The organism is Bradyrhizobium cytisi, assembly GCF_008123515.1.
Classification (GTDB): Bacteria; Pseudomonadota; Alphaproteobacteria; order Rhizobiales; family Xanthobacteraceae; genus Bradyrhizobium; species Bradyrhizobium cytisi.
Genome location: NZ_VSSR01000021.1, coordinates 185,272 through 204,780 on the forward strand (window position 1 = coordinate 185,272; position 19,509 = coordinate 204,780).

Below are 19,509 nucleotides of genomic sequence, written 5' to 3' on the forward strand. Positions count from 1 at the left end.
ACGCTCCTCCCTGTCGTTTGTTATTCTGCAGCCTGTTGTGACGATCGAATGGCGGGCAGATTTTTGACCAGCGCGGTCAGTTCCGCAATCTCCTGCTCGGAGAGATCGGTCAGCGGCGGACGGACCGGGCCGGAATCGCGGCCGATGACCTTCATGCCGGCCTTGATGATCGACACCGCATAGCCCTTCTTGCGGTTGCGGATCGCGATCAGCGGCAGGATGAAATCCTTCAGGCCGGCGTGGATTGTCGCATGGTCGCGCTTGCGTACCGCGGCGTAGAAGTTGGTGGCGAACTCCGGAACGAAGTTGAACACGGCCGACGAGTAGGTCGTCACGCCCATGTCGAGATAGGGCAGCGCAAACGTCTCGGCGGTCGGCAGGCCGCCGACATAGGTCAGGCGATCGCCGAGCTTGGTGTAGACGCGGGTCATCAGCTCGATATCGCCGATGCCGTCCTTGTAGCCGACGAGGTTCGGGCAGCGCTCAGCGAGGCGGGCGACCGTGTCGGGCTGGAGGATGGCGTTGTCGCGGTTATAGACGATGACGCCGATCTTCACGGCGGCGCAGACGGCCTCGACGTGGGCGGCAAGGCCTTCCTGCTCGGAATGGGTGAGGTAGGGCGGCAGCAGCAACAGGCCGTCAGCGCCGGCCTTCTCGGCGCCGATCGCGATCTCGCGGGCGATTGCGGTGCCATAGCCGGTGCCGGCGAGCACGGGCACGCGGCCCTTGGTCTCCTCGACGGCGACCCTGACCACCTCAGGGACTTCGGTCGGGGTCAGCGAGAAGAACTCTCCGGTGCCGCCGGCGGCGAATAGACCTGCGACATCATAGCCGCACAGCCAGTCCATGTTGGCGCGATAGGTGGTCTCGTCGAAGGAATAGTCAGCCTTGAACGGCGTGACGGGGAAGGACAGGAGGCCGGATCCGATCTTCTCGGCCATTTCCTGCGGGGTCATCTTGCTCATGGGCGCTGCTCCCTGTTTCTCGTGTTGTGGCGGCCGCAACAAGGCCGCGCGTCCATGCGCCGCTGTTTAGGAGACCGTTCGATGCGCGTCCAAGCCAAAGCCTATATCGACCGATGCGGATTGAGCATCAATCTTCCATCACCTCGGCCGAGGACAATTCGCTGGCGATCTTGACCAGCGCGGACAGCAGCGGATTCTCGTCGTCGCGGCGCCAGACCATGAAGAGCTCGACCGGAACGCGGTTGCGCAGCTTCAGCGGCCGCAGCCGAACGTCGGAGATTTTCAGGCCGGCGGCCGCGGCCGGCACGATGGCGAGGCCAAGGCCGGCGCGCACCATCGCGAGGATCGAGTGGATCTGGCTCAGATGCTGGACATAGCGTGGCAGGATGTCGGCGCGGGTGAACAGCGCGACCAGGAGATCGTGGAAGTAGCGGCTCTCATAGGGCGAATACATCACGAAGGGCTGGCCGTCGAAGTCCTTGATGGTGATGCTGTCGGCATTCGCCAGCGGATGCTTCTTCGGGATCGCGGCGAGCAGCGGCTCGGCGACGACGCGGCGGCTGGCAAGCTCGGGTCGCGCGATCGGCGGGCGCAGCAGGCCGGCATCGATCTGGCCCGAGGTCAGCGCCTCGAACTGGTCGCCTGAGACCATCTCCTTCAGCGAAAAATCGACCTCCGGCAGCTTGGCGCGGCAGGCCGCGACCAACTCGGGCAGGAAGCCGTAGGCGGCCGCGGCCGTAAAGCCGATCTTCAGCGAGCCGATTTTGCCGAGCGCGATGCGGCGGGCGACCTGCGAGGCGCTTTCCGCGAGCTTCAGGATGCGGCGGGCCTCGGGCAGAAAGCTGCGCCCCGCCGGCGTCAGGCGCACCGAACGGCTGGTGCGCTCCAGCAGCGGCGCGTCGATGATGTGCTCCAGCACCTGGATCTGCCGCGATAGCGGCGGCTGGGTCATGTTCAGCCGCGCCGCGGCACGGCCAAAGTGCAGTTCTTCGGCCACCGTGACGAAACAGCGGAGCTGGTTGAGGTCGAACATCGATACATGCCTTAGATGAATAAGGCGTTTCCCCGGCACTTCTAGCATCGATCATCCCCAAAACAAAGACGGCGGCCTTGTGAGCCGCCGTTGAGTTGCCTGTCCCGCTCCGATCACTCGGAGCGCTCAGGAGGAACGTTTGAGCACCACCCGCTCGATCTTGCCGACCACCACGAGATAGGCGACCGCGGCCACCAGCGCGTTGATGCCGACGAACACCAAGGCACCGTTGAAGGAGCCGGTCGCGGCCACGATGTAGCCGATCACGATGGGCGTGGTGATCGAGGAGAGATTGCCGAAGGAGTTGAACAGGCCGCCGGAGACGCCGCCGGCCTCCTTGGGGGAGGTGTCGGAGACGACCGCCCAGCCGAGCGCGCCGATGCCCTTGCCGAAGAAAGCGAGCGCCATGAAGCCGACCACCAGCGCCTGGCCGTCGACATAGTTGCAGGCGATGATTGACATCGACAGCAGCATGCCGCCGACGATCGGGATCTTGCGCGCCATGGTCAGCGATCCGGTCTTGCGCAGGATGGCGTCGGAGATGACGCCGCCGAGTACGCCGCCGATGAAGCCGCACAGCGCGGGCAGCGTCGCGACGAAGCCGGCTTGCAGGATCGACAGGCCGCGCTCCTTGACCAAGTACACCGGGAACCAGGTCAGGAAGAAATAGGTCAGCGTGTTGATGCAGTACTGGCCGAGATAGACGCCGAGCATCATACGGTTGGAGAGCAGCTGGCGGATATGGTCCCATTTCGGGCCGGAATCCGGCGCACGCTCGCTCTTCACATCGTCCTTGGGCGCGTCGAGATCGACCAGCGCGCCGCCTTCCTTGATGTAGTCGAACTCGGCCTCGTTGATCGAAGGATGCTCCTTTGGTCCGTAGACGGTCTTGATCCAGGCGAGGCCCATGATGACGCCGAGGCCGCCCATCACGAAGAACACGTAGCGCCAGCCGTAATCATGGGCGATCCAGCCCATTAGCGGCGCGAAGATCACGGTGGCGAAATACTGTCCCGAATTGAAGAAGGCCGATGCGGTGCCGCGCTCATTGCCGGGAAACCAGGCGGCGACGATGCGGGCATTAGCGGGGAAGGACGGCGCTTCCGCGACGCCGACCAGGAGGCGAAGCGCGAACAGCACGACGATCGCAGCGCCGGCGCCGAAGAAGCCGACCCAGCCCTGCATCATCGTGAACAGCGACCAGACGATGATGCTGAAGGCATAGACGAGGCGCGAGCCGTAGCGGTCGAGCAGCCAGCCGCCCGGCACCTGCGCGGCGACATAGGACCAGCCGAACGCCGAGAAGATCCAGCCCATGGCGACGGGATCGAGATGAAGTTCCTTGGCGAGCGCGGGGCCCGCGATCGAGAGCGTGGCGCGGTCGGCGTAATTGACGGTCGTGACCAGGAACAGCATGGTCACGATGAACAGCCTGACGCGAGACCTCCTCACGTCGGTTGCGGACACGACTGCGCTCATCAGGCGCCTCCTTAGAACTCGAAATGTTTCCTCACCACGACTCCTAGAGGCGCACGCGGGAAAGTGTCCAAGTTCAAGGGAGTATCGATTGATACCGTTTTTGAATTGATGGAACGAGGTGGCGCCAAGAACCAGGATCGCTCGCTTCGCGGGCGATGGCGTGAGTGTGCGGCGGAGGGCTGTCGCCCTCCGCCGCCTCGGGGATCAGTCGCGAAGGATCAGTCCTTCAGCCGTACGCCCGGCAGCAGGCGGGTATGGTCCTCGCCGCGCACCGCCTCGAGCTCGTCCGGCTCCAGGCCGAGCGCCCTCAGGATGGTAGGCGCGACCTGCCTGTTCGCGACGCGCTCATCGACGACCGAGGGACCCAGTTTCGGATTGGAGACGACGAGCAGGACGTGCGTATCGTCCTCGGCGAAGCCGCCGTGCTCGGCGATCTTCTTCTTGCTCGCGCTATAGATCGTGCCGGCGATCGGCTGGATGATGATATCGGGCGTACGGCCGGCCGCGGGATCGCCGAACCGATCTACGAGCTCCTCGCCGGCATAGATCTTCTCGATGTGAGCCCGGTTGCTGGCCTTGCGGTCAGCCTCGAGGATCGCGGCGGCTTTAGCAGCGTCATTCTGGTCCTTGAGCCAGATCAGGGCAACGTCATCGGCAGTTTCCTGGGCCAGTGCAACGCCGCCATTCGTCAGCAGGTCAGCCGGATCGGTTACGTCGGCGCGCGTGCCGCCGCCCAGCTTCGGGTTGGTGCTGCCGGTCAGCATGTGAAGCTTGTTCACGTCGATCGGCGACTGGCCATGCTTGGCGCCGACGATGATAAGCGTGTCACGGGCGAGGTGCTGGTCCGCCAGCGCATCCAGCATCTGGCCAAGCGAGGCCTCGACGAAGTCGAGCGACGCCTGTAGTTGCGCACTCGGCGTTGCCGCGGCGTCCAGATAGCCGTCGGCGGTCACCTTCTGGCCGACGCTGACGGCCTGAAAATTCATGCCAAAGATCGCGGGAACGCCGACCTTGGTTGTACCGGTGTGATCGAAGCCCTTGATCCAGTTGAGCACGGCCTTGACCTTGAGCTCGTCATAGGTGCGCGTGAAGCTCGGATCGGTGGTCCAGTCTGCGCCGGGCTGCCCCGGCACCGAGGTCGAGTTGATCTCGGGCGTATAGAGCTCATCGAGTCCCTTGCCGGACGGACCGCTGACGATTTCGTAGGCGGGGTGCTTGTCCGACCAAGCGGTGCGCCGACCCGCCTCGTGGATTACTTCCATAATGGTGTTGAGCCGCTGGAATTGATGCGGATAGACCGGCTCGCATTTACCGGCCTTCAGGCGCATGGGCAGGTGCGTCGGATCGATATGGTTGGAGCCGGCAGGGCCGCCACCGTCGAGCTTCGTCAGGTCATAGTCGATCGATTCATCGAAGAGCGTCTCGGTTCCGGGATTGCCCTGGCAGTTGCTGCCGGGGGCGAACAGTGTGCGGTCGTAGGAATCGTCATAGAACACGCCATGGGTTTTCGGCGAACCGCCGGTCATGAACGCAAGGAGGCCCGGGAAGGAGTCCGAGGGCCGGGAGGTATGTGCATCGGTAAAGTGGACCCCATGCGCGAGCAGCCTGGCGAAGCTCGACGCAGGATGGGAACCGACATAATGCTGAAGGTCGACCTCATGCATGCCGTCGACGCTGATCAGCAGGACGTGCTTGACGTTGCTCTTGTCCTTGTCCTTGTCCCTGTCGTCGGCGTGCGCGAATGATGGTGCCAAGAGCGAAAGACTCAGGGTCGAAGCAAAGGCAAGAGCGACGGCCGCATGGGGCCGCTTTACGATCGTCATTATTGGACTCCCCAGTGGTGTCTGTTGTTGGTTGACGTGCAGTCGGGCGACACCGCGCAGCGGAGAGCCTGCGCTCCCGTCGCGTGCGTCAATTTGTAGCGTTGGGAAAACTAGGCAGCGGCGATGAACGTTGGATGACGCTGCGATTACGTGGCGCGCGAAAATTTGCCTGTGTGCGGCGGCGTCAGCTCCTCAAGTCGGATGAACGCCAACGCCAAAACACCTATTGCTGCGCGCTCGGCAGAAGCGGAGCCAGCAGTCCGCGTGTGACGCCTGGGGGCACCGCATCCAACCCGAGCACCGCGCTCGCAGCCGGCAGTGTGGCGTCTGCCATCGCGGCGTGGCCTTCGGCGCTCGGATGCACGGCGCCGCCATAGACCGCCGAGAGCACGCCCCAGGTCGCGTCGTGGATGTCGGTCGGCTGGCTCGCCGACGGCAACCCTTGCGGATAAGTCATCGCTGCAAAATAGCTGTCATTGGCATCGCGGATCCAGCGCGCGCGCGGCAGGTAGGCGCGATATTCCGAGGCGCCGCGGCCGCACAGCATCGGCTGGCTCGCCGCGCTGACGATATCCGGATTGAAGCTCTGGCCGTTCTCGGCGAAGCAGGTGCGATCGAATTCGGGATCATTGCCGGAATGAGCGCAAAAACCGTGATCGGCGAACGCAGCCTGATGCGTGTCGACGAAGGTCATGCGGTCAGCCTCGGGATCGCGGCACAGCGCGCCGTTCGTGCAGGTGGCGAGCCCCTTCAGTTGTGGCAGGAACTCGGTGTCGACGAAGGTCGAGACGCGGGCGAGACGTTGCGGATCGGCATTGAACGCGGGATGGATGTCGAAGCCGCCACGGCCACCGCGGCAGGGCACGCCGCCGTCGGCCAGCGCCGGATTGCCGTAGGAGACGTAGACCACGTGCGAGAGATCGTCGCCGACCAGCGGCTTCAGCGCCTCGCGCAGCTTGACGAAATTCTGCGGCAGCTCGCGCTGGAGCGCATCGCGGGACTCGTCGACGCTCGCCATCACGCCGGAGCGGCGGAACAGGGCACGCTCAGTTGCGGTATCGACGATGACGTCGGCGACGAGACCGGAGAAGTAGACGTCGTTGGCGCCAATCGAGAGCAGCACCAGATCGAGATTGCGATCCGGCTGGCGTTTCTTGGCCGCGGTGAGCGCCTCGCGCAACTCCGCGACCTGGGCATTCACGCTGGTGTTGCAGACGCCGCTCTTGCCGGGCGGGCATTCGCGGGCGCGCTGCGAGCCGAGCAGCCCGTCGCTGATGCTGGCGCCGGTGCAGGCGAGCGGCAGATAGGTGACGGCGATATGGGTGTAGCGCACCGCGAGCGCGAGCGCGGTGCGGGCCTGGTAGCTGTAGAGCGAGCGGTGGCAAGGTGAGTTGAACCAGAGGGCACCGTAGCGCTGCCAGTTGGCGAGCGTATCCGGCGCCTCGCAGGCGCGACCGCCCTTGAAGCCAGCGCGGCTCGGCCGGTAATACTGTCCGCCGGCGGTGCCGAGATAGGAGCGGAAGCAAAAGCCCTCGTCCGACAGCGCCAGCGGCCGGTCCGGATTGCCTTCGCCGGAGGCGATGCTGTCGCCAAGGCCGGCGATGAAGATGTCGCGGACCTGGATCTCGGTTTGGACGCGCTGGCTCGGATCGGAGCCGGAGGAGACGTCGACGCTCGCGACCGTCTGCTTGCCGTAGCGGACCCGCAGATTGACCGGCTCGGCGCAGTCGAAGGTCGAGGTCTGTGGTCCGTCGCCGTCGTCGAACGACCAGGCGCAGGTGGCGCCGACCGGCACCGCGCCGGTCAAGCGCACGGTAATGGGGTGGTCGATCGGGGTGATGTAGTTCTCTTTGACGTTGTCGCGGGTGCAGGGCTGGTTGACCCGGCCCTGGAGGTCGATGCAGAGCCGGTTGACCATGTTGCGGGCCCAGCCGCGGCCCTCGCTCTGCAGCTCCAGGGACTGTTCGGCGGCGAGGATGCTGCGGTTACGCGCATTCTCGACATGCAGCAGGAAGTCGCGCTCCTCGCGAAACAGGCGGAAGCGGTTGCGGACCTCCCAGTTGATCTGCATGGCGCCGGCATCCTGCGCGACTGCGCGCTGAAGCGGCAAAACGGTAAGGAGCCCGGCCAGCAGCAGGGCGCCCGAGAGAAAACGGCGAAGGGAAACAGGGATCATGGCCCGCGTCTTCAACGGCAAAGTTGAGGCGGAAATAAGAGAGCATAGCTCTCCGCCCCGCAACCTTTGTCTGCCGCCTTTTACGGGCTGCCGGCGTGACCGCTGGCTGGCCGTTATCGTTTGCTGGCCTGGCGCACCAGCCGCTCGCGCTCCATCGGCGCCACCTGCTTGGGCAGGTTGGCTTGCGCGCAGGCTTCCGCCAGCCGTCGCCGCTCCTGCCAGGGCCGGACGACGTTCATCCAGAGCTCGCGGGTGCCCATGATGGAGATGGCGAGGCCGAACGGGATCACGAAATAGAGGATGCGGAAGACGAGCAGGGTCGCCAGCAGCTGCTCGCGGCCGAATTCGGGCAGTGCCACCAGCATGGCGGCGTCGAACACGCCGATCGAGCCCGGCGCATGGCTGGCGAAGCCCAGCAGCGTCGCCAGGATGAACACCACGGCGAGCGACAGGAAGTCGATCGGCGGATTGGCCGGCATCAGCAGGTACATCGCAAGAGCGCAGAAGCCGAGATCGACCACCCCGATCAGGATCTGCACCAGCGTTAACGGCGCGGACGGCAGCACGACCTTCCAGCCCTTTTGGCCGAGCTCGCGGCGTTTGTCGCCCATGCAGAGCCAGACCAGATAGGCGGCAATCGAGGCGAGGCCGCCGAGCGCGATCAGCCGATTGATCCACGACGGCAGCTGATCCATGTAGGAGGCCGCATCCGGGTGGATGGTCATGCCGATCGAGAGCACGAAGATGTTACCGAGCCAGAAGGTCAGTCCGGAGAGGAAACAGATCTTGGCGACGTCGATCGCATTCAGCCCGTAGTCCGAGTAAATCCGGAAACGGATCGCACCGCCCGTGAACACGGTGGCGCCGATGTTGTGGCCGATCGAATAGGACGTGAAGCTCGACAGCGCTGCGATGCGGTAGGGCACGTGCTTCTTGCCGATCGTTCGCAGTGCAAAAAAATCGTAGAAGGTCAGCGTACAGAACGCGAAGAACACGCAGATCGCGGCCAGGCCGATATGCCCGCGGGGAATATCGCTCAATGCGGTCAGGATGACGCCGGTATCGATGCCCTTGAGGGTCCGCAGCAGCGTGGTGACCGCGAAGGCGATGATCATCACGCTCGCGGCAATACCGAGCCGTCGCCAGCCGATCCATCTCTTGAGGCCGCGTTTCAGCGCGGGCAGCATTCCGTGCATTCATCCTCCCGGCGGGGGGCAAAACCGACCGGCCAGACATTGGCCGGTCGGTTGCGATCAGTGCCCGAAATGAGCGTCGATCGCTAGGCATGATGTAGCTCATTTAAGGCAAAAACAGCGGCTTGTGCAGCCCTTGACAACGATAGGTTCTGCGCCGCACCGGCTGTTTTGTCATAAGTGGTTCACATGGCGCGCGCGTTAAGCATATGAGTCGGGGACCGATTTGCATCTTGCACCCCGGACGTTCAGATGGTTTCAAATCCTGCGGTCGCAAGCATTGTTCCAGCGCAACGCTGCGGGCTTTCTTTGGAACGACGGCGCCGTGGACAGGTTAGCGCCCCATCAGCGATCGAACACGGCGAAACAGCGGCTTTGCGTGCAAGCCGATGCCGTCGTGTTCCCGAAACCCAGGAGGATCGGAACGATGGGACTGTTCACAAAAGACATCAAGACCATGAACGACCTGTTCGTGCATCAGCTGCAGGACATCTATTACGCCGAGCAGCAGCTCACCAAGGCGCTGCCGAAAATGGCAAATAAGGCGACCGATCCGCAGCTGAAGCAGGGCTTTTTGACGCACCTTGAAGAAACCAAGCAGCACGTCACGCGGCTCGAGGAAGTGTTCAAGATGCATGGTGCCCAGGTGAAGGCGGTCGACTGTCCCGCAATCGACGGCATCATCGAGGAGGCCGCCGAGACCGCGGGCGAAGTCGCGGACAAGGCGGTGCTCGACGCGGCGCTGATCAACGCTGCGCAGGCCGCCGAGCATTATGAGATCGTCCGCTACGGCAGCCTGATTGCCTGGGCTAAGCAGCTCGGCCGCAGCGACTGCGCGTCCGTGCTCGCGAAAACGCTCGAGGAAGAGAAGGCGACGGACAAGAAGCTGACCTCGCTTGCCGAGAGCAAGGTGAACCTGCGGGCGGCGAGCTAAGGCTTAGCCGCAAGAGCGCCGCGCGGTCATCCGCGCGGCGCTCGCCTGTCGCGCATCCATCATTCGGTCATTGTCGAAACATGACGGCTGGGCGGTGGCGTATATGTCGCATGGGGCTGCAATCGAGGTGGCAGCATGCGAGCCAGCACCATCAAATATGAAACATTCGACGCAGATGGTGCCCCACGCACCGCATCGCACCTTGCAACCTCGCTCACGCTGGCTGCGATGAGTCTCGGCTATGGCGTGGTGCAGCTCGATGTCACCATCGTCAACACCGCGCTCGATGCCATGGGCAAGTCGCTCGGCGGCGGGGTCGCCGAGCTGCAATGGGTGGTCAGCGCCTATACCATTGCTTTTGCCGCCTTCATCCTGACGGCCGGCGCACTTGGTGACCGGATCGGCGCCAAACGCATCTTCATGGCCGGGTTCGCGATCTTCACAGCGGCCTCGCTGGCCTGCGCGCTATCTCCCAATGCCATCGTGCTGATCGGTGCACGGCTGGTTCAGGGGCTGGCGGCGGCGATCCTGGTGCCCAATTCGCTGGCGCTGCTCAATCATGCCTATACGGACGACCGCGCGCGCGGTCGTGCCGTCGCGGTCTGGGCCGCAGGCGCGAGCCTGGCGCTGACAGCCGGTCCCTTCGTCGGCGGCGCGCTGATCACGCTGGTCGGCTGGCGCGCGATCTTCCTCGTCAATCTGCCGATCGGCCTCGCTGGTCTGTGGCTGAGCTGGCGCTTTGCGACCGAGACCACGCGGGCGCGCTCGCGCGAGATCGATCTGGCTGGCCAACTCGCGGCGATCGGCGCGCTCGGAGCCCTCGCGGGCGCGATCATCGAAGGTGGTGCGCTCGGCTGGCAGCATCCGCTCGTGCTTTCGGCTTTCGCGGCGGCCGCGGTCCTGGCCACGCTGTTCGTCTGGCGCGAGAGCCGCGCGGCGCAGCCGATGCTGCCGCTGTCCTTGTTCGGTCACCGGCTGTTTACCCTGACCACGGTCGTCGGCCTCCTCGTCAACGTCGCGATCTACGGCCTGATCTTCGTGCTCAGCCTCTACTTCCAGCGGATCAACGGGCTCTCGGCCTGGTGGACCGGGCTTGCCTTTGTGCCGATGATGGGCGCGGTGTTGCCGGTCAATCTGCTGGCGCCGCGCTTGGCCGAGCGCATCGGCCCGTGCCCGACCATCGTCGTCGGCGCCTGCATCTCGGCGCTTGGTTGTCTTGGTCTGGTCTGGATCGAGGCGGGGACGAGCTATTGGGCAATCTTCGCGCAGATGATCGCGATCAGCGGTGGACTTGGCCTCCTGGTGCCGCCTCTGACCTCGACCTTGCTCGGCAGCGTCGAGAAGGCGCGCTCCGGTATCGCTGCGGGTGTGCTCAACGCGACGCGGCAGACCGGCAGCGTCCTTGGTGTTGCGTTGTTCGGTTCGCTGGTGGCGTCCGACAGCGCGTTCATGATCGGCCTTCATCAGTCGCTAATCATATCGGCGGCCGTGCTGCTGCTGGCCGCCGGTGTGATCGGCCTCGGCGCAAAGGCGCTCGGGCGAGCAATGTGAGCAGCCGCGCACATTCCCTGTTCACCATTCCGGCAACCGGCGCACAGCCGGTTACCGACTGTCCATCTCTGCCGGTTCTAGTGCCCGATGGAATAGGGGCCGGCAATGTATCAAGTTCTGTTTTGTCTCACGGACCAGCATGATTGGCGTCTGGTCGTCCTTGGCGGGGCGGTATGCCTGCTCGCCAGCGCGGCGGCAATCAGCCTGTTTCATCGCGCGCGTGCGGCGAGCGGGTCGGCTCGCCTGGTTTGGGTTGCGCTCGATGCCGTCGTCGCTGGTTGCGGTATCTGGGCAACCCATTTCATCGCGATGCAGGCCTACGGGCCGGGCGCCGGTGGGGCCTACAACATCCCCGTAACGGTCCTGTCGCTGCTCTTTGCGATCGCAGTCACCTTCATCGGTCTCAGCATCTCGGTTTCGACGACGCACAGGGGTCTGGTCGCGGTCGGCGGCGCCGTCGTTGGCACCGGCGTTGCCGCGATGCATTACACCGGCATGATGGCGTTCGAGATTCCTGCCCATGTCGGCTGGACCACCGGGACCGTGACGGTGTCGATCTTGCTCGGCATCGTCTTTGGATCGTTCTCCCTACACGTCGCGGGACGAGGCGATAGCCTGTCCAACGCGCTTGCCGCGACGACCCTGTTGACGGTCGCCATCGTCTCTCACCATTTCACCGCGATGGGCGCGCTGGAATTGACGCCCGATCCGACGCTTGTGATCAGCAGTCTTTCGATCCCGCCGACGTCGTTGTCGATCCTGACCGCCAGCGCGGCCGCTGCCATTCTCGTCATTGCGCTCACGGCGGCGGTGCTCGATCGTCGTGCCAAGGGCGAGATCGGACGCCAGCAGGTCGTGCTCGACACCGCGCTCGAGAACATGTCGCAGGGGCTCTGCATGTTCGATGCCGAAGGCAAGATCATCCTGTTCAACGAACGCTATGCGACGATGCTACGCCGCTCCGACATGCAGCTTACCGGCCGCGTCCTGCTCGACGTGGTCCGCGAGGAGGCGGCGAAGGGGCAGTGGAATGGCGAGCCCGAGCAATTCTTCGCACGCCTTGTCGAGGACGCCCGGGAGGGACGTACGACGACGGACGTCGTTCGACGGTTCGACCGCTCGATCCGCGTCGTCAACCAGCCGATGCAGGGCGGCGGCTGGGTCGCCACCTTCGAGGACATCACCGAATGGCTGGAGGCGCAGGCCAAGATCTCGCACATGGCGCGCCATGACGCGCTGACCAATCTGCCGAACCGCGTGCTGTTCCACGAGCAGCTCGAACAGGGGCTGCGCCGGGCTGGTGTGAACGACCAGCTCGCGGTGCTCTGCCTCGACCTCGACCATTTCAAGGACATCAACGACTCGCTCGGCCATCCCATTGGCGACGCGCTGCTGAAGGAAGTCGGCCGCAGGCTGAAGGCCACCGTCGGCAAGCACGACACCGTGGCCCGCCTCGGCGGCGATGAGTTCGCCGTGGTCCAGATCGGTCGCTCGGAGGAAGCCGCGGCGAGGGCGCTCGCCGGCCGCCTCGTCGAGGTGATCTCCGCGCCTTACGAGATCGACGACCATCAGATCGTGATCGGCGTCTCGATCGGCATCTCGCTTTCGCCGCAGGACGGCAGCAATCCCGACGAGCTGCTGAAGAACGCCGACCTCGCGCTGTACCGCGCCAAGGCCGACGGCCGCGGCACCTATCGCTTCTTCGAGACCGGCATGGATGCGCGGGCGCAGGCGCGGCGCTTGCTGGAAATGGATATGCGGGCGGCGCTCCAGCGCGACGAGTTCCAGCCGTACTACCAGCCGATCCGCGACGTCGCCAGCGATCGCGTGGTCGCCTTCGAGGCGCTGTTGCGCTGGAATCATCCGCATCGCGGCCTGATCTCGCCCATCAACTTCATTCCGCTTGCCGAGGAGACCGGCCTCATCATCCAGCTCGGTGAGCTCGTGTTGCACGCTGCCTGCGCGGATGCCGCGACCTGGCCCGACGATATCGGCGTCGCCGTGAATCTCTCGCCGGTGCAGTTCAAGAATCCGAACCTGATTACATCCGTGACCGACGCACTGGAGAGATCGGGCCTCGCGGCGCGCCGGCTCGAGCTCGAGATCACCGAATCCGTGCTGCTCCAGAACAGCGAGGCGACGCTGACCACGCTGCACGAGCTGCGCGCCATGGGCGTGCGCATCTCGCTCGACGATTTCGGCACCGGCTATTCCTCGCTGAGCTATCTGCGCAGCTTCCCGTTCGACAAGATCAAGATCGATCGTTCGTTCGTGTCGGAGCTTGCCACGCGCGAGGATTCGGTAGCGATCATCCGCGCCGTGACGGGCCTCGGCCGTAGCCTCGGCATCGTCACCACGGCGGAGGGCGTCGAGAACGACGCGCAGCTCGAGCTGCTCAGGCGCGAAGGCTGCACCCAGGCGCAGGGCTTTCTGTTCAGCAAGCCCAGGCCCGCATCCGAAGTGGCTTTGATGCTGGAACGCCTGCGGCTGCTTGCCTCGGCCTAGAGAGGCCTAGCCGCGGCGCAGCGCGAAATGCGCGCCGCAGAACGCCATCACGGCGCCGAGACACAGTGCCGCGAGGCCCGCCAGCACGCCGGAAATGGTCGGGATCGGGCTCGGCGCCGAAGCGGCTTGCCCGGCGCCGGCGAGCAGGAGCACGCCGACCGCGATCAGGAATTGGCGCATCCGTTGCGGGATCTGGCCGGAGACGGCGCTTTGCATCAAGGACGCGGTGAAATAGCCGCCGGAGAATCCGACGGTCGCGATCAGCCACCAGGCCATCGCCGCGCCCGTCGGCATGAACTCATGCGTGTCCGAACGCCAGAGGCCGCCGAGGTCGAGCCCGTAGCGCGCGCCGAGCATATGCACCGCGAGCGCGAGCAGCACGCCCGAGATCATGGCGGCCCCGAGAATCAGCCGGCGCGGAAAATAGATCGTCTCAGCCATGGCCCGCTTGTAGGATGGGGGAGGGCGATCGCGCAAGCGGATCGCGGACGGGATTGACAGATGCAGGTTTCGGACGGGCAGGGCCAGTCGGTCACGAGCTATGCCTACAAGGCGTCGCTGATCGGCTCGGCGCATCGCTTCGAGCTGACCGATGAGGGATTGTCCTGGCACATCGCCGGCCGCTCGGGTGTCTGGCGCTATGATGAGATCAGTACCGTCAGGCTGTCGTTCCGTCCGGTCTCGATGCAGCAGCACCGCTTTCGCGCCGATGTCAGCCGTACCAGTGGCGGCCGCATCGCGATCCTGTCGACCAGCTGGCAGACCGCGGCGCTGATGGCGCCGCAGGACAGAGGCTTTCGCGATTTTCTCCTCGAGCTGCACGCGCGGATGGCGAAGGCCGGCAGCCGCGCCGAGCTGACCGCCGGCCTCGGCCGCAAGACCTATGCGGCGGTGCTGGCGTTCCTCGCTATGCTGGCCGTGGCGATGGCCGGGTTGTTGATCCGCGCGCTGATGATCGGGGAATTCGCCGGCGTGCTGTTCATCCTCGGCTTCGCCGCGCTGTTCGCCTGGCAGGTCGGCGGCTTCGTCCGGCGCAACCAGCCGCGCAGCTACAGTTTTGATCGGCTGCCGCCCGGCTTGCTGCCCTAGCACTTGCAATCGGCCGCAATCAAAATTGACTTCGTAGCCGTGCGCCGGTCCCGCATCGTGCCGCGATGACAGTCATGGATCGCAGCACGCGCCTGCCGACGGCGGACGAGATCGCCGAGATCAATCGCACCCATCTGATCGATACGCCGCTCCGGCCGGTCGACCTGCTGTTTCTGTTCGGCACCCGCGAGGACGTCGCGCTGCGCGTCGAGACCGCCGCGCGGCTATGGCGTCAGGGCCTTTTCCGCTGGTCGATTGTGAGCGGCGGCGTGACGCCCGGCTCGGAGCAATCCGAGTGCATGATCATCAAGGCGGCGATGGTCGATGCGGGCATTCCGGCGGATCGAATCCTCGAGGAGCATCGCGCGATGAACACCGGAGAGAACGTGATCTTCTCGCTGCCGATCATCGATGTGGCGCTGGGACTGCGCAGCATTCGCAGCGTGATCTGCCTCGGCAACACCTGGACCGCGCGGCGCTATCCGATGACATTGCACCGGCACTGGCCCGAGGTGACGAAGCTGCTGCTCACCGTCGACAGTTTTGCGACGCCACGCGCGCTCTGGCATACCGACGCCGAATTTCGCCGTCGTGTCCTGCACGAATGGGACAAGATCGAGCCGTACAAGGCGACGGGTTTTATCGCGGAATGGCCGGAGCGCTGACCGGCGAGGGGCTACTCCGTCGAGTCGAAATCTTCCTCCTTGGTGCCGAGCAGCGAGACAATCGTGCGCAGCCCGGAATCGAGCTGCTCGAACGAGGGCGGGGCGAGCGCCAGCCGCACCGCATTCGGGGCATGGCCGTGCGCGACCGCGAAGGTCGAGGACGGCGTCAGCGCGATGCCGCGCCGGGCCGCCGCGGCAACGAATGTCTGCGAACGCCAGTGCGATGGCAGCGTCAGCCAGAGATGATAGGAGCGCGCATCGGCGGCGATCTGGTAACCGGCGAGCAGTCGTGCCGCGGTCTGCTGGCGGCGTGCGGCGTCGATGCGCTTGAGCCGGGTCAGCTCGGCGACGGTGCCGTCGGCCATCAATCGCTGACCGGACGCGAGCGCGTGGCCCGAGGCGATCCAGCCGCCGGTGCGGACCGCGCTCATCACGGTCTCGCGCAAGTGAGGCGGCGCGACGAGGATGCCGAGCGCCAGACCCGGCGCGACTTTCTTTGAGAGGCTGTCGAGCACGATGCAGCGATCGGGTCCCAGCGCCGCGAGCGGCGTGTCGTCTGCGAGGAAGCCGTAGACGGTGTCCTCGATGATGGTGAGATCGAGCTTCTCGGCGACACGCATGATGTCGGCGCGCCGCGTCGCGTTCATGGTGACGCCGAGCGGGTTCTGGATGATGGGCTGAAGATACAGCGCCGAGAGATGCGCCTCGCGATGCGCCTTCTGGATCGCGTCAGGCCGCGCGCCAAATTCGTCCATCGGGATCGGCACCAGCGTGATGCCGAGCCGCGCGGCGATGCTCTTGACGTAAGGGTAGGTCAGCGCCTCGACGCCGCATCGGCCGCCGGTCGGTACGAGTGCTGCGAGCGCGGCCGCGAGCGATTGCTTGCCATTGGCGGTGAACACGATCTGTTCGGCCTGCGGCGTGAAATCCTTGCGCGCGAGATAGGCGGCGGCCGCATTGCGCGCGCTCTTGGTGCCGGTGCTGGTCGATGCGCGCAGCGCGGATTCGAGCGCGTCGACCCGTTCGAGCCCGGCGAGGCTCTTGGCGATCATCGCCCATTGCTGCGGCAGGAGCGGATAGTTGACCTCGAAATCGATACGCGCATCGCGCGGCTCGGTGATGATCTCGATCTCGCGCCTGATGTCGCCGGAGATGAAGGTGCCGCGGCCGACCTCGCCGACCACTAGCCCGCGGCGCAACAGCTCCGTGTAGACGCGGCTCGCGGTCGAGACCGCAATGCCACGGTCATAGGCAAAATTGCGCTGCGGCGGCAACCGGTCGCCGGCTCTTAACGTGCCGTTAGAGATATCCGCGGCAATGGCATCCGCGAGCTTCACGTACTCAAACTTGGACATATTGCACCGAGAGCAATGTTTTCCTTGCTCCGAGCAATGTACTGGAGCATTTAAGTTCCATCAAGGTCCGCGATTGAGCCGAGGAAAGCGAGAGCAATCCGACGGCAAATGAGGTGCAGGCGCTCAGGCGTTTGCGCCAACGGCATCCGCTTCGCCGCGCAGGACCAAAGGCCGGAGAAGAAAAATGACCACGATCTCGCAAACTGCCGGGCGGAGCTTGCGCCCATCCTCGTCGAGCGGATTTTTTGGCACGCTCGCCACCGCTGCCTATGCGCTGTTCGACCGCCTGGAGCGCCGTTCCGCCGTCAAGACGCTGAACGAGCTCGACGACCGCGCCCTGCGCGACATCGGGATCAACCGCAGCCAGATCGAAGACGCCGTCTACGGGCAGTTCAAGGACGAGCTGACGCGGTATCTGTGAGCCCCTTCGCCTGTGTCCCGGACGCGCTGCAGCGTTCTTACGCTGCTGCGCAGAGCCGGGACCCAGAAAGCCGCAGAGCTCGCTGCCGCATGGGCCCCGGCTCAGCAGCGCACCGCTGAAGTGGCGCTGCGCTGCGTCCGGGGCACGAGACCTTTGCTCGACGTTAGACACGCCTTCGCCTTCTCGCGGCTGATCTCGCCCGAGCTTTGCTTCGTCGCCTTGCCCTCAATTGAAAGAGGGCGCAGGGAAAACCGGGTGCCGGCTGGCACCCGCGGTCCACTGTGCGAATTTGCGCTACGAAAAGCTGCACAGCGGCATACAGGTGAAGCCAGGACATCCGGCCTTCCCTGCGCAGTGGCTTTACGGCTTATGTCGTGCTCTCCCCGGGGAGCGATGCACTATTGCCCCCGTCGCCTTGCGGATGATCGATACGCATGTCCGGTTGGACACAACGCATCAGCGCAAATCTTGACGCACAGGCTCCGGGCGCCAGGACCACACGATTTTGCCGTACGCGGATCACACCGGTCGTATGCGCGAGGCCTTCGCTCACGGTTGCCCCCCCTGCAAAACCCTTCGCGCCGACGTGACCCACGTCCACCGCCATCCGGCCCGCGTTCGTGACGATCGCGATACGCCCCTCTTCCTTGGGCCGGGTTGCGCGACACATACGCCGTTTCCGAATTTCGGTAAAGCGGTATATTTTTTGTGATGCGGATTGACTGAGAGTTCGGGTGTTTTGCCCGTCGGGCAGCGCAAGACCTTGTAGCCAGGATCAGGCCAACACGACCTGGCCCCACACGCCGCCAAAAGCTCCATCGTCCTCGGACTGGACAGGCTTGCGGCGAGGCCGCATCGGAGTGCTGCGTTGCCGCCGGTGCCGGACATCGAGGCGCTGCAATTGCGTGGCAACGTGGCCTGCGAGCGATGCGATGCGGGCCGCCGCCTGCTTCACGACGAACAAGATCGTCGTGATGCGACTCAGCACGCCGAGCAGGAACAGCACCGAGAAGATGTCGATATAGGCCAGGAAATCGCCGATCAGCATCAGTTCCGGCGGAATCGGGATGCTGTGATAGTAGGCGGCTATGAGGATGACGACGGGGATGAAGGCGATGACCTTCCGCACCGTGAGCCTATCCAGCAGCGCGGCCAGTTGCACGACCAGCACCTCCCACAATGCATCGCCAATTGCGAGCGGGACCTCGTAGGTCCATCTCCGCCACCATTGCTTCACGACCTTGCTCCGCGTTTAGTGTCTCACCACCAGCACCGAGCACTTGGCATAACGCACCACATGCCCGGCATTGGAGCCGAGGAAATAGGTGCGCATCGCAGGCCGGTGCGAGGTCATGACGATCAGATCGGCCTTCATGTGCACGGCTTCCTCCAGGATCTCGTGATAGATGCCGCCCTGGCGCACCACGCTGGAGATGTGAGAGGCGTCGATGCCGGATTCGCGGGCGACGATGGCGAGTGCCTCTTCCGAGGTCTGGCGCTGCTGCTCGTCGAAATCGGCCGGGACGTATTCGGCCAGCATCACCGGCGTCATCGGCAGCACATTGAGCAGCCGGATCGATCCGCCCCAGTTCTGCGACAGCGTTGCCGCGGTCGCGATCGCCGGTTTTGCGAGATCGGTATCGGCGAGGTCGATGGGTACGAGGATGGACTTGAACATCTGCGCCTCCAAATCTTCCAGTCAAGATCCTGGGACCAAGCTGGATCAACCGGTCGAGACGGTGCCCGCGCGTCTCATCCCAGTCGAAGCAACTTGGGGCTGACGAACAGCACCAGTTTGCCGCGGCGGTAGGCCACGTCACCCCAATCCTTGACGTCAAAGTCGAGGACCGCAAGCCCCGCGGTAGGAAGATTGTCGGCAAGCGCCTTGGCGCCGGCCCGATCGCCGCTGCCCATCAGCATCAGGCCGGCCTCGTGCATGCCCGGATTGTGCCCAACCAGCAGCAATTGCCTGGGGTTGGCGGGAATCGTTGCAGTGCGAATGGTTTCGAGAATCTGCGCGGGATCAGCGCCGTAGAGCTCCGGCAGGATCTCGACCTGCGGCGCTGCGACGCGGTCCTTCATCGCCTGCCAGGCGATGTCCCAGGTCTGCCGGGCGCGGACGGCGTGCGACACCAGCACAGTCTCGGGCACGGCTGGGTGGGCGGCGATCCAGTCGCCCATCTCGGCGGCATCCCGCTGGCCGCGGTCGTCGAGCCGGCGGTCCTGGTCGCGGCCGCTCGGCGCGTGGGTCTCGGTCTTGGCGTGACGCAGCAGCATCAAACGGCGCATGGCATTCTCGAATCGTTCCACGTCCAGGATA

Annotated in this window: 17 protein-coding genes; 6 read left to right on the forward strand and 11 right to left on the reverse strand. The window is 64.8% G+C overall.

Translation table 11 applies throughout. The features are described 5' to 3' along the window. Positions 1-20 precede the first annotated feature (20 nt). The 6 genes from kdgD to FXB38_RS13405 all read right to left on the reverse strand — a co-directional run bounded on the left by kdgD (position 21) and on the right by FXB38_RS13405 (position 8,672). The gene (gene kdgD / locus FXB38_RS13380; RefSeq protein ID WP_148751315.1) at positions 21-965 is read right to left on the reverse strand and encodes a 5-dehydro-4-deoxyglucarate dehydratase; all 945 of its coding nucleotides are present in this window, start codon (positions 963-965) and stop codon (positions 21-23) included. A gap of 127 nt (positions 966-1,092) precedes the next feature. After that, positions 1,093-1,998, reverse strand: a complete 906-nt coding sequence (locus tag FXB38_RS13385; RefSeq protein ID WP_148751316.1) for a LysR family transcriptional regulator — start codon at positions 1,996-1,998, stop codon at positions 1,093-1,095. A gap of 126 nt (positions 1,999-2,124) precedes the next feature. Then, a complete protein-coding gene (locus FXB38_RS13390; protein ID WP_187434848.1) occupies positions 2,125-3,477 on the reverse strand; it encodes an MFS transporter in 1,353 nt (450 codons plus the stop codon). A 218-nt stretch (positions 3,478-3,695) separates the two neighbouring features. Then, the gene (locus tag FXB38_RS13395) at positions 3,696-5,300 is read right to left on the reverse strand and encodes an alkaline phosphatase family protein (RefSeq protein WP_148751318.1); all 1,605 of its coding nucleotides are present in this window, start codon (positions 5,298-5,300) and stop codon (positions 3,696-3,698) included. A gap of 223 nt (positions 5,301-5,523) precedes the next feature. Beyond that, a complete protein-coding gene (locus tag FXB38_RS13400) occupies positions 5,524-7,476 on the reverse strand; it encodes an SGNH/GDSL hydrolase family protein (RefSeq protein WP_148751319.1) in 1,953 nt (650 codons plus the stop codon). Positions 7,477-7,589: 113 nt separating this feature from the next. Then, entirely contained in the window at positions 7,590-8,672 is a 1,083-nt protein-coding gene (locus FXB38_RS13405; RefSeq protein WP_148751320.1) for a lysylphosphatidylglycerol synthase transmembrane domain-containing protein, read from the reverse strand. 424 nt (positions 8,673-9,096) lie between these two features. Here FXB38_RS13405 and FXB38_RS13410 point away from each other — a divergent pair, with 424 nt between their 5' ends. The 3 genes from FXB38_RS13410 to FXB38_RS13420 all read left to right on the forward strand — a co-directional run bounded on the left by FXB38_RS13410 (position 9,097) and on the right by FXB38_RS13420 (position 13,659). Further along, positions 9,097-9,603, forward strand: coding sequence for a YciE/YciF ferroxidase family protein (locus FXB38_RS13410; protein ID WP_148751321.1), 507 nt, complete (start codon positions 9,097-9,099; stop codon positions 9,601-9,603). A gap of 135 nt (positions 9,604-9,738) precedes the next feature. Beyond that, the gene (locus tag FXB38_RS13415) at positions 9,739-11,154 is read left to right on the forward strand and encodes an MFS transporter (protein WP_148751322.1); all 1,416 of its coding nucleotides are present in this window, start codon (positions 9,739-9,741) and stop codon (positions 11,152-11,154) included. Between the two features lie 105 nt (positions 11,155-11,259). Next, positions 11,260-13,659 (forward strand): bifunctional diguanylate cyclase/phosphodiesterase, encoded by a 2,400-nt coding sequence (locus FXB38_RS13420; protein ID WP_148751323.1) that lies wholly within the window; start codon positions 11,260-11,262, stop codon positions 13,657-13,659. Between the two features lie 6 nt (positions 13,660-13,665). On the opposite strand, the gene FXB38_RS13425 is transcribed toward FXB38_RS13420, so the two are convergent. Continuing rightward, positions 13,666-14,100: a hypothetical protein gene (locus FXB38_RS13425; protein WP_148751324.1), complete on the reverse strand. Its 435-nt coding sequence runs from the start codon at positions 14,098-14,100 to the stop codon at positions 13,666-13,668. A 60-nt stretch (positions 14,101-14,160) separates the two neighbouring features. Between FXB38_RS13425 and FXB38_RS13430 the strand changes: the two genes are divergently transcribed. Further along, complete coding sequence (locus tag FXB38_RS13430) at positions 14,161-14,748, forward strand: hypothetical protein (RefSeq protein WP_148751325.1); 588 nt, start codon at positions 14,161-14,163, stop codon at positions 14,746-14,748. Between the two features lie 65 nt (positions 14,749-14,813). Then, positions 14,814-15,413 carry a YdcF family protein gene (locus FXB38_RS13435; protein ID WP_148751326.1) on the forward strand — a complete coding sequence of 200 codons (600 nt, stop codon included), beginning with the start codon at positions 14,814-14,816 and terminating at the stop codon, positions 15,411-15,413. Between the two features lie 11 nt (positions 15,414-15,424). Here FXB38_RS13435 and FXB38_RS13440 read toward each other — a convergent pair whose 3' ends face one another. Next, a complete protein-coding gene (locus tag FXB38_RS13440) occupies positions 15,425-16,768 on the reverse strand; it encodes an aminotransferase-like domain-containing protein (protein WP_148751327.1) in 1,344 nt (447 codons plus the stop codon). Positions 16,769-16,952: 184 nt separating this feature from the next. Between FXB38_RS13440 and FXB38_RS13445 the strand changes: the two genes are divergently transcribed. Then, positions 16,953-17,189, forward strand: coding sequence for a DUF1127 domain-containing protein (locus FXB38_RS13445; protein ID WP_148751328.1), 237 nt, complete (start codon positions 16,953-16,955; stop codon positions 17,187-17,189). Between the two features lie 775 nt (positions 17,190-17,964). On the opposite strand, the gene FXB38_RS13455 is transcribed toward FXB38_RS13445, so the two are convergent. From FXB38_RS13455 to FXB38_RS13465, 3 genes are all read right to left on the reverse strand, one after another. Next, complete coding sequence (locus tag FXB38_RS13455; protein WP_148751330.1) at positions 17,965-18,426, reverse strand: hypothetical protein; 462 nt, start codon at positions 18,424-18,426, stop codon at positions 17,965-17,967. A gap of 15 nt (positions 18,427-18,441) precedes the next feature. Then, the gene (locus FXB38_RS13460) at positions 18,442-18,867 is read right to left on the reverse strand and encodes a universal stress protein (protein ID WP_148751331.1); all 426 of its coding nucleotides are present in this window, start codon (positions 18,865-18,867) and stop codon (positions 18,442-18,444) included. A gap of 74 nt (positions 18,868-18,941) precedes the next feature. Then, positions 18,942-19,478 (reverse strand): SixA phosphatase family protein, encoded by a 537-nt coding sequence (locus tag FXB38_RS13465; RefSeq protein ID WP_187434849.1) that lies wholly within the window; start codon positions 19,476-19,478, stop codon positions 18,942-18,944. Positions 19,479-19,509 lie beyond the last annotated feature (31 nt).

Bases quoted from the DNA above. Each gene is read 5' to 3' on its own strand.
- FXB38_RS13435 (WP_148751326.1), top strand. From the start codon at position 14,814: ATGACAGTCATGGATCGCAGCACGCGCCTGCCGACGGCGGACGAGATC.
- FXB38_RS13465 (WP_187434849.1), bottom strand. From the start codon at position 19,478: ATGCGCCGTTTGATGCTGCTGCGTCACGCCAAGACCGAGACCCACGCG.
- FXB38_RS13440 (WP_148751327.1), bottom strand. From the start codon at position 16,768: ATGTCCAAGTTTGAGTACGTGAAGCTCGCGGATGCCATTGCCGCGGAT.
- FXB38_RS13445 (WP_148751328.1), top strand. From the start codon at position 16,953: ATGACCACGATCTCGCAAACTGCCGGGCGGAGCTTGCGCCCATCCTCG.
- FXB38_RS13395 (WP_148751318.1), bottom strand. From the start codon at position 5,300: ATGACGATCGTAAAGCGGCCCCATGCGGCCGTCGCTCTTGCCTTTGCT.
- FXB38_RS13405 (WP_148751320.1), bottom strand. From the start codon at position 8,672: ATGCACGGAATGCTGCCCGCGCTGAAACGCGGCCTCAAGAGATGGATC.
- FXB38_RS13415 (WP_148751322.1), top strand. From the start codon at position 9,739: ATGCGAGCCAGCACCATCAAATATGAAACATTCGACGCAGATGGTGCC.
- kdgD (WP_148751315.1), bottom strand. From the start codon at position 965: ATGAGCAAGATGACCCCGCAGGAAATGGCCGAGAAGATCGGATCCGGC.
- FXB38_RS13390 (WP_187434848.1), bottom strand. From the start codon at position 3,477: ATGAGCGCAGTCGTGTCCGCAACCGACGTGAGGAGGTCTCGCGTCAGG.
- FXB38_RS13410 (WP_148751321.1), top strand. From the start codon at position 9,097: ATGGGACTGTTCACAAAAGACATCAAGACCATGAACGACCTGTTCGTG.
- FXB38_RS13420 (WP_148751323.1), top strand. From the start codon at position 11,260: ATGTATCAAGTTCTGTTTTGTCTCACGGACCAGCATGATTGGCGTCTG.
- FXB38_RS13385 (WP_148751316.1), bottom strand. From the start codon at position 1,998: ATGTTCGACCTCAACCAGCTCCGCTGTTTCGTCACGGTGGCCGAAGAA.
- FXB38_RS13460 (WP_148751331.1), bottom strand. From the start codon at position 18,867: ATGTTCAAGTCCATCCTCGTACCCATCGACCTCGCCGATACCGATCTC.
- FXB38_RS13430 (WP_148751325.1), top strand. From the start codon at position 14,161: ATGCAGGTTTCGGACGGGCAGGGCCAGTCGGTCACGAGCTATGCCTAC.
- FXB38_RS13425 (WP_148751324.1), bottom strand. From the start codon at position 14,100: ATGGCTGAGACGATCTATTTTCCGCGCCGGCTGATTCTCGGGGCCGCC.
- FXB38_RS13400 (WP_148751319.1), bottom strand. From the start codon at position 7,476: ATGATCCCTGTTTCCCTTCGCCGTTTTCTCTCGGGCGCCCTGCTGCTG.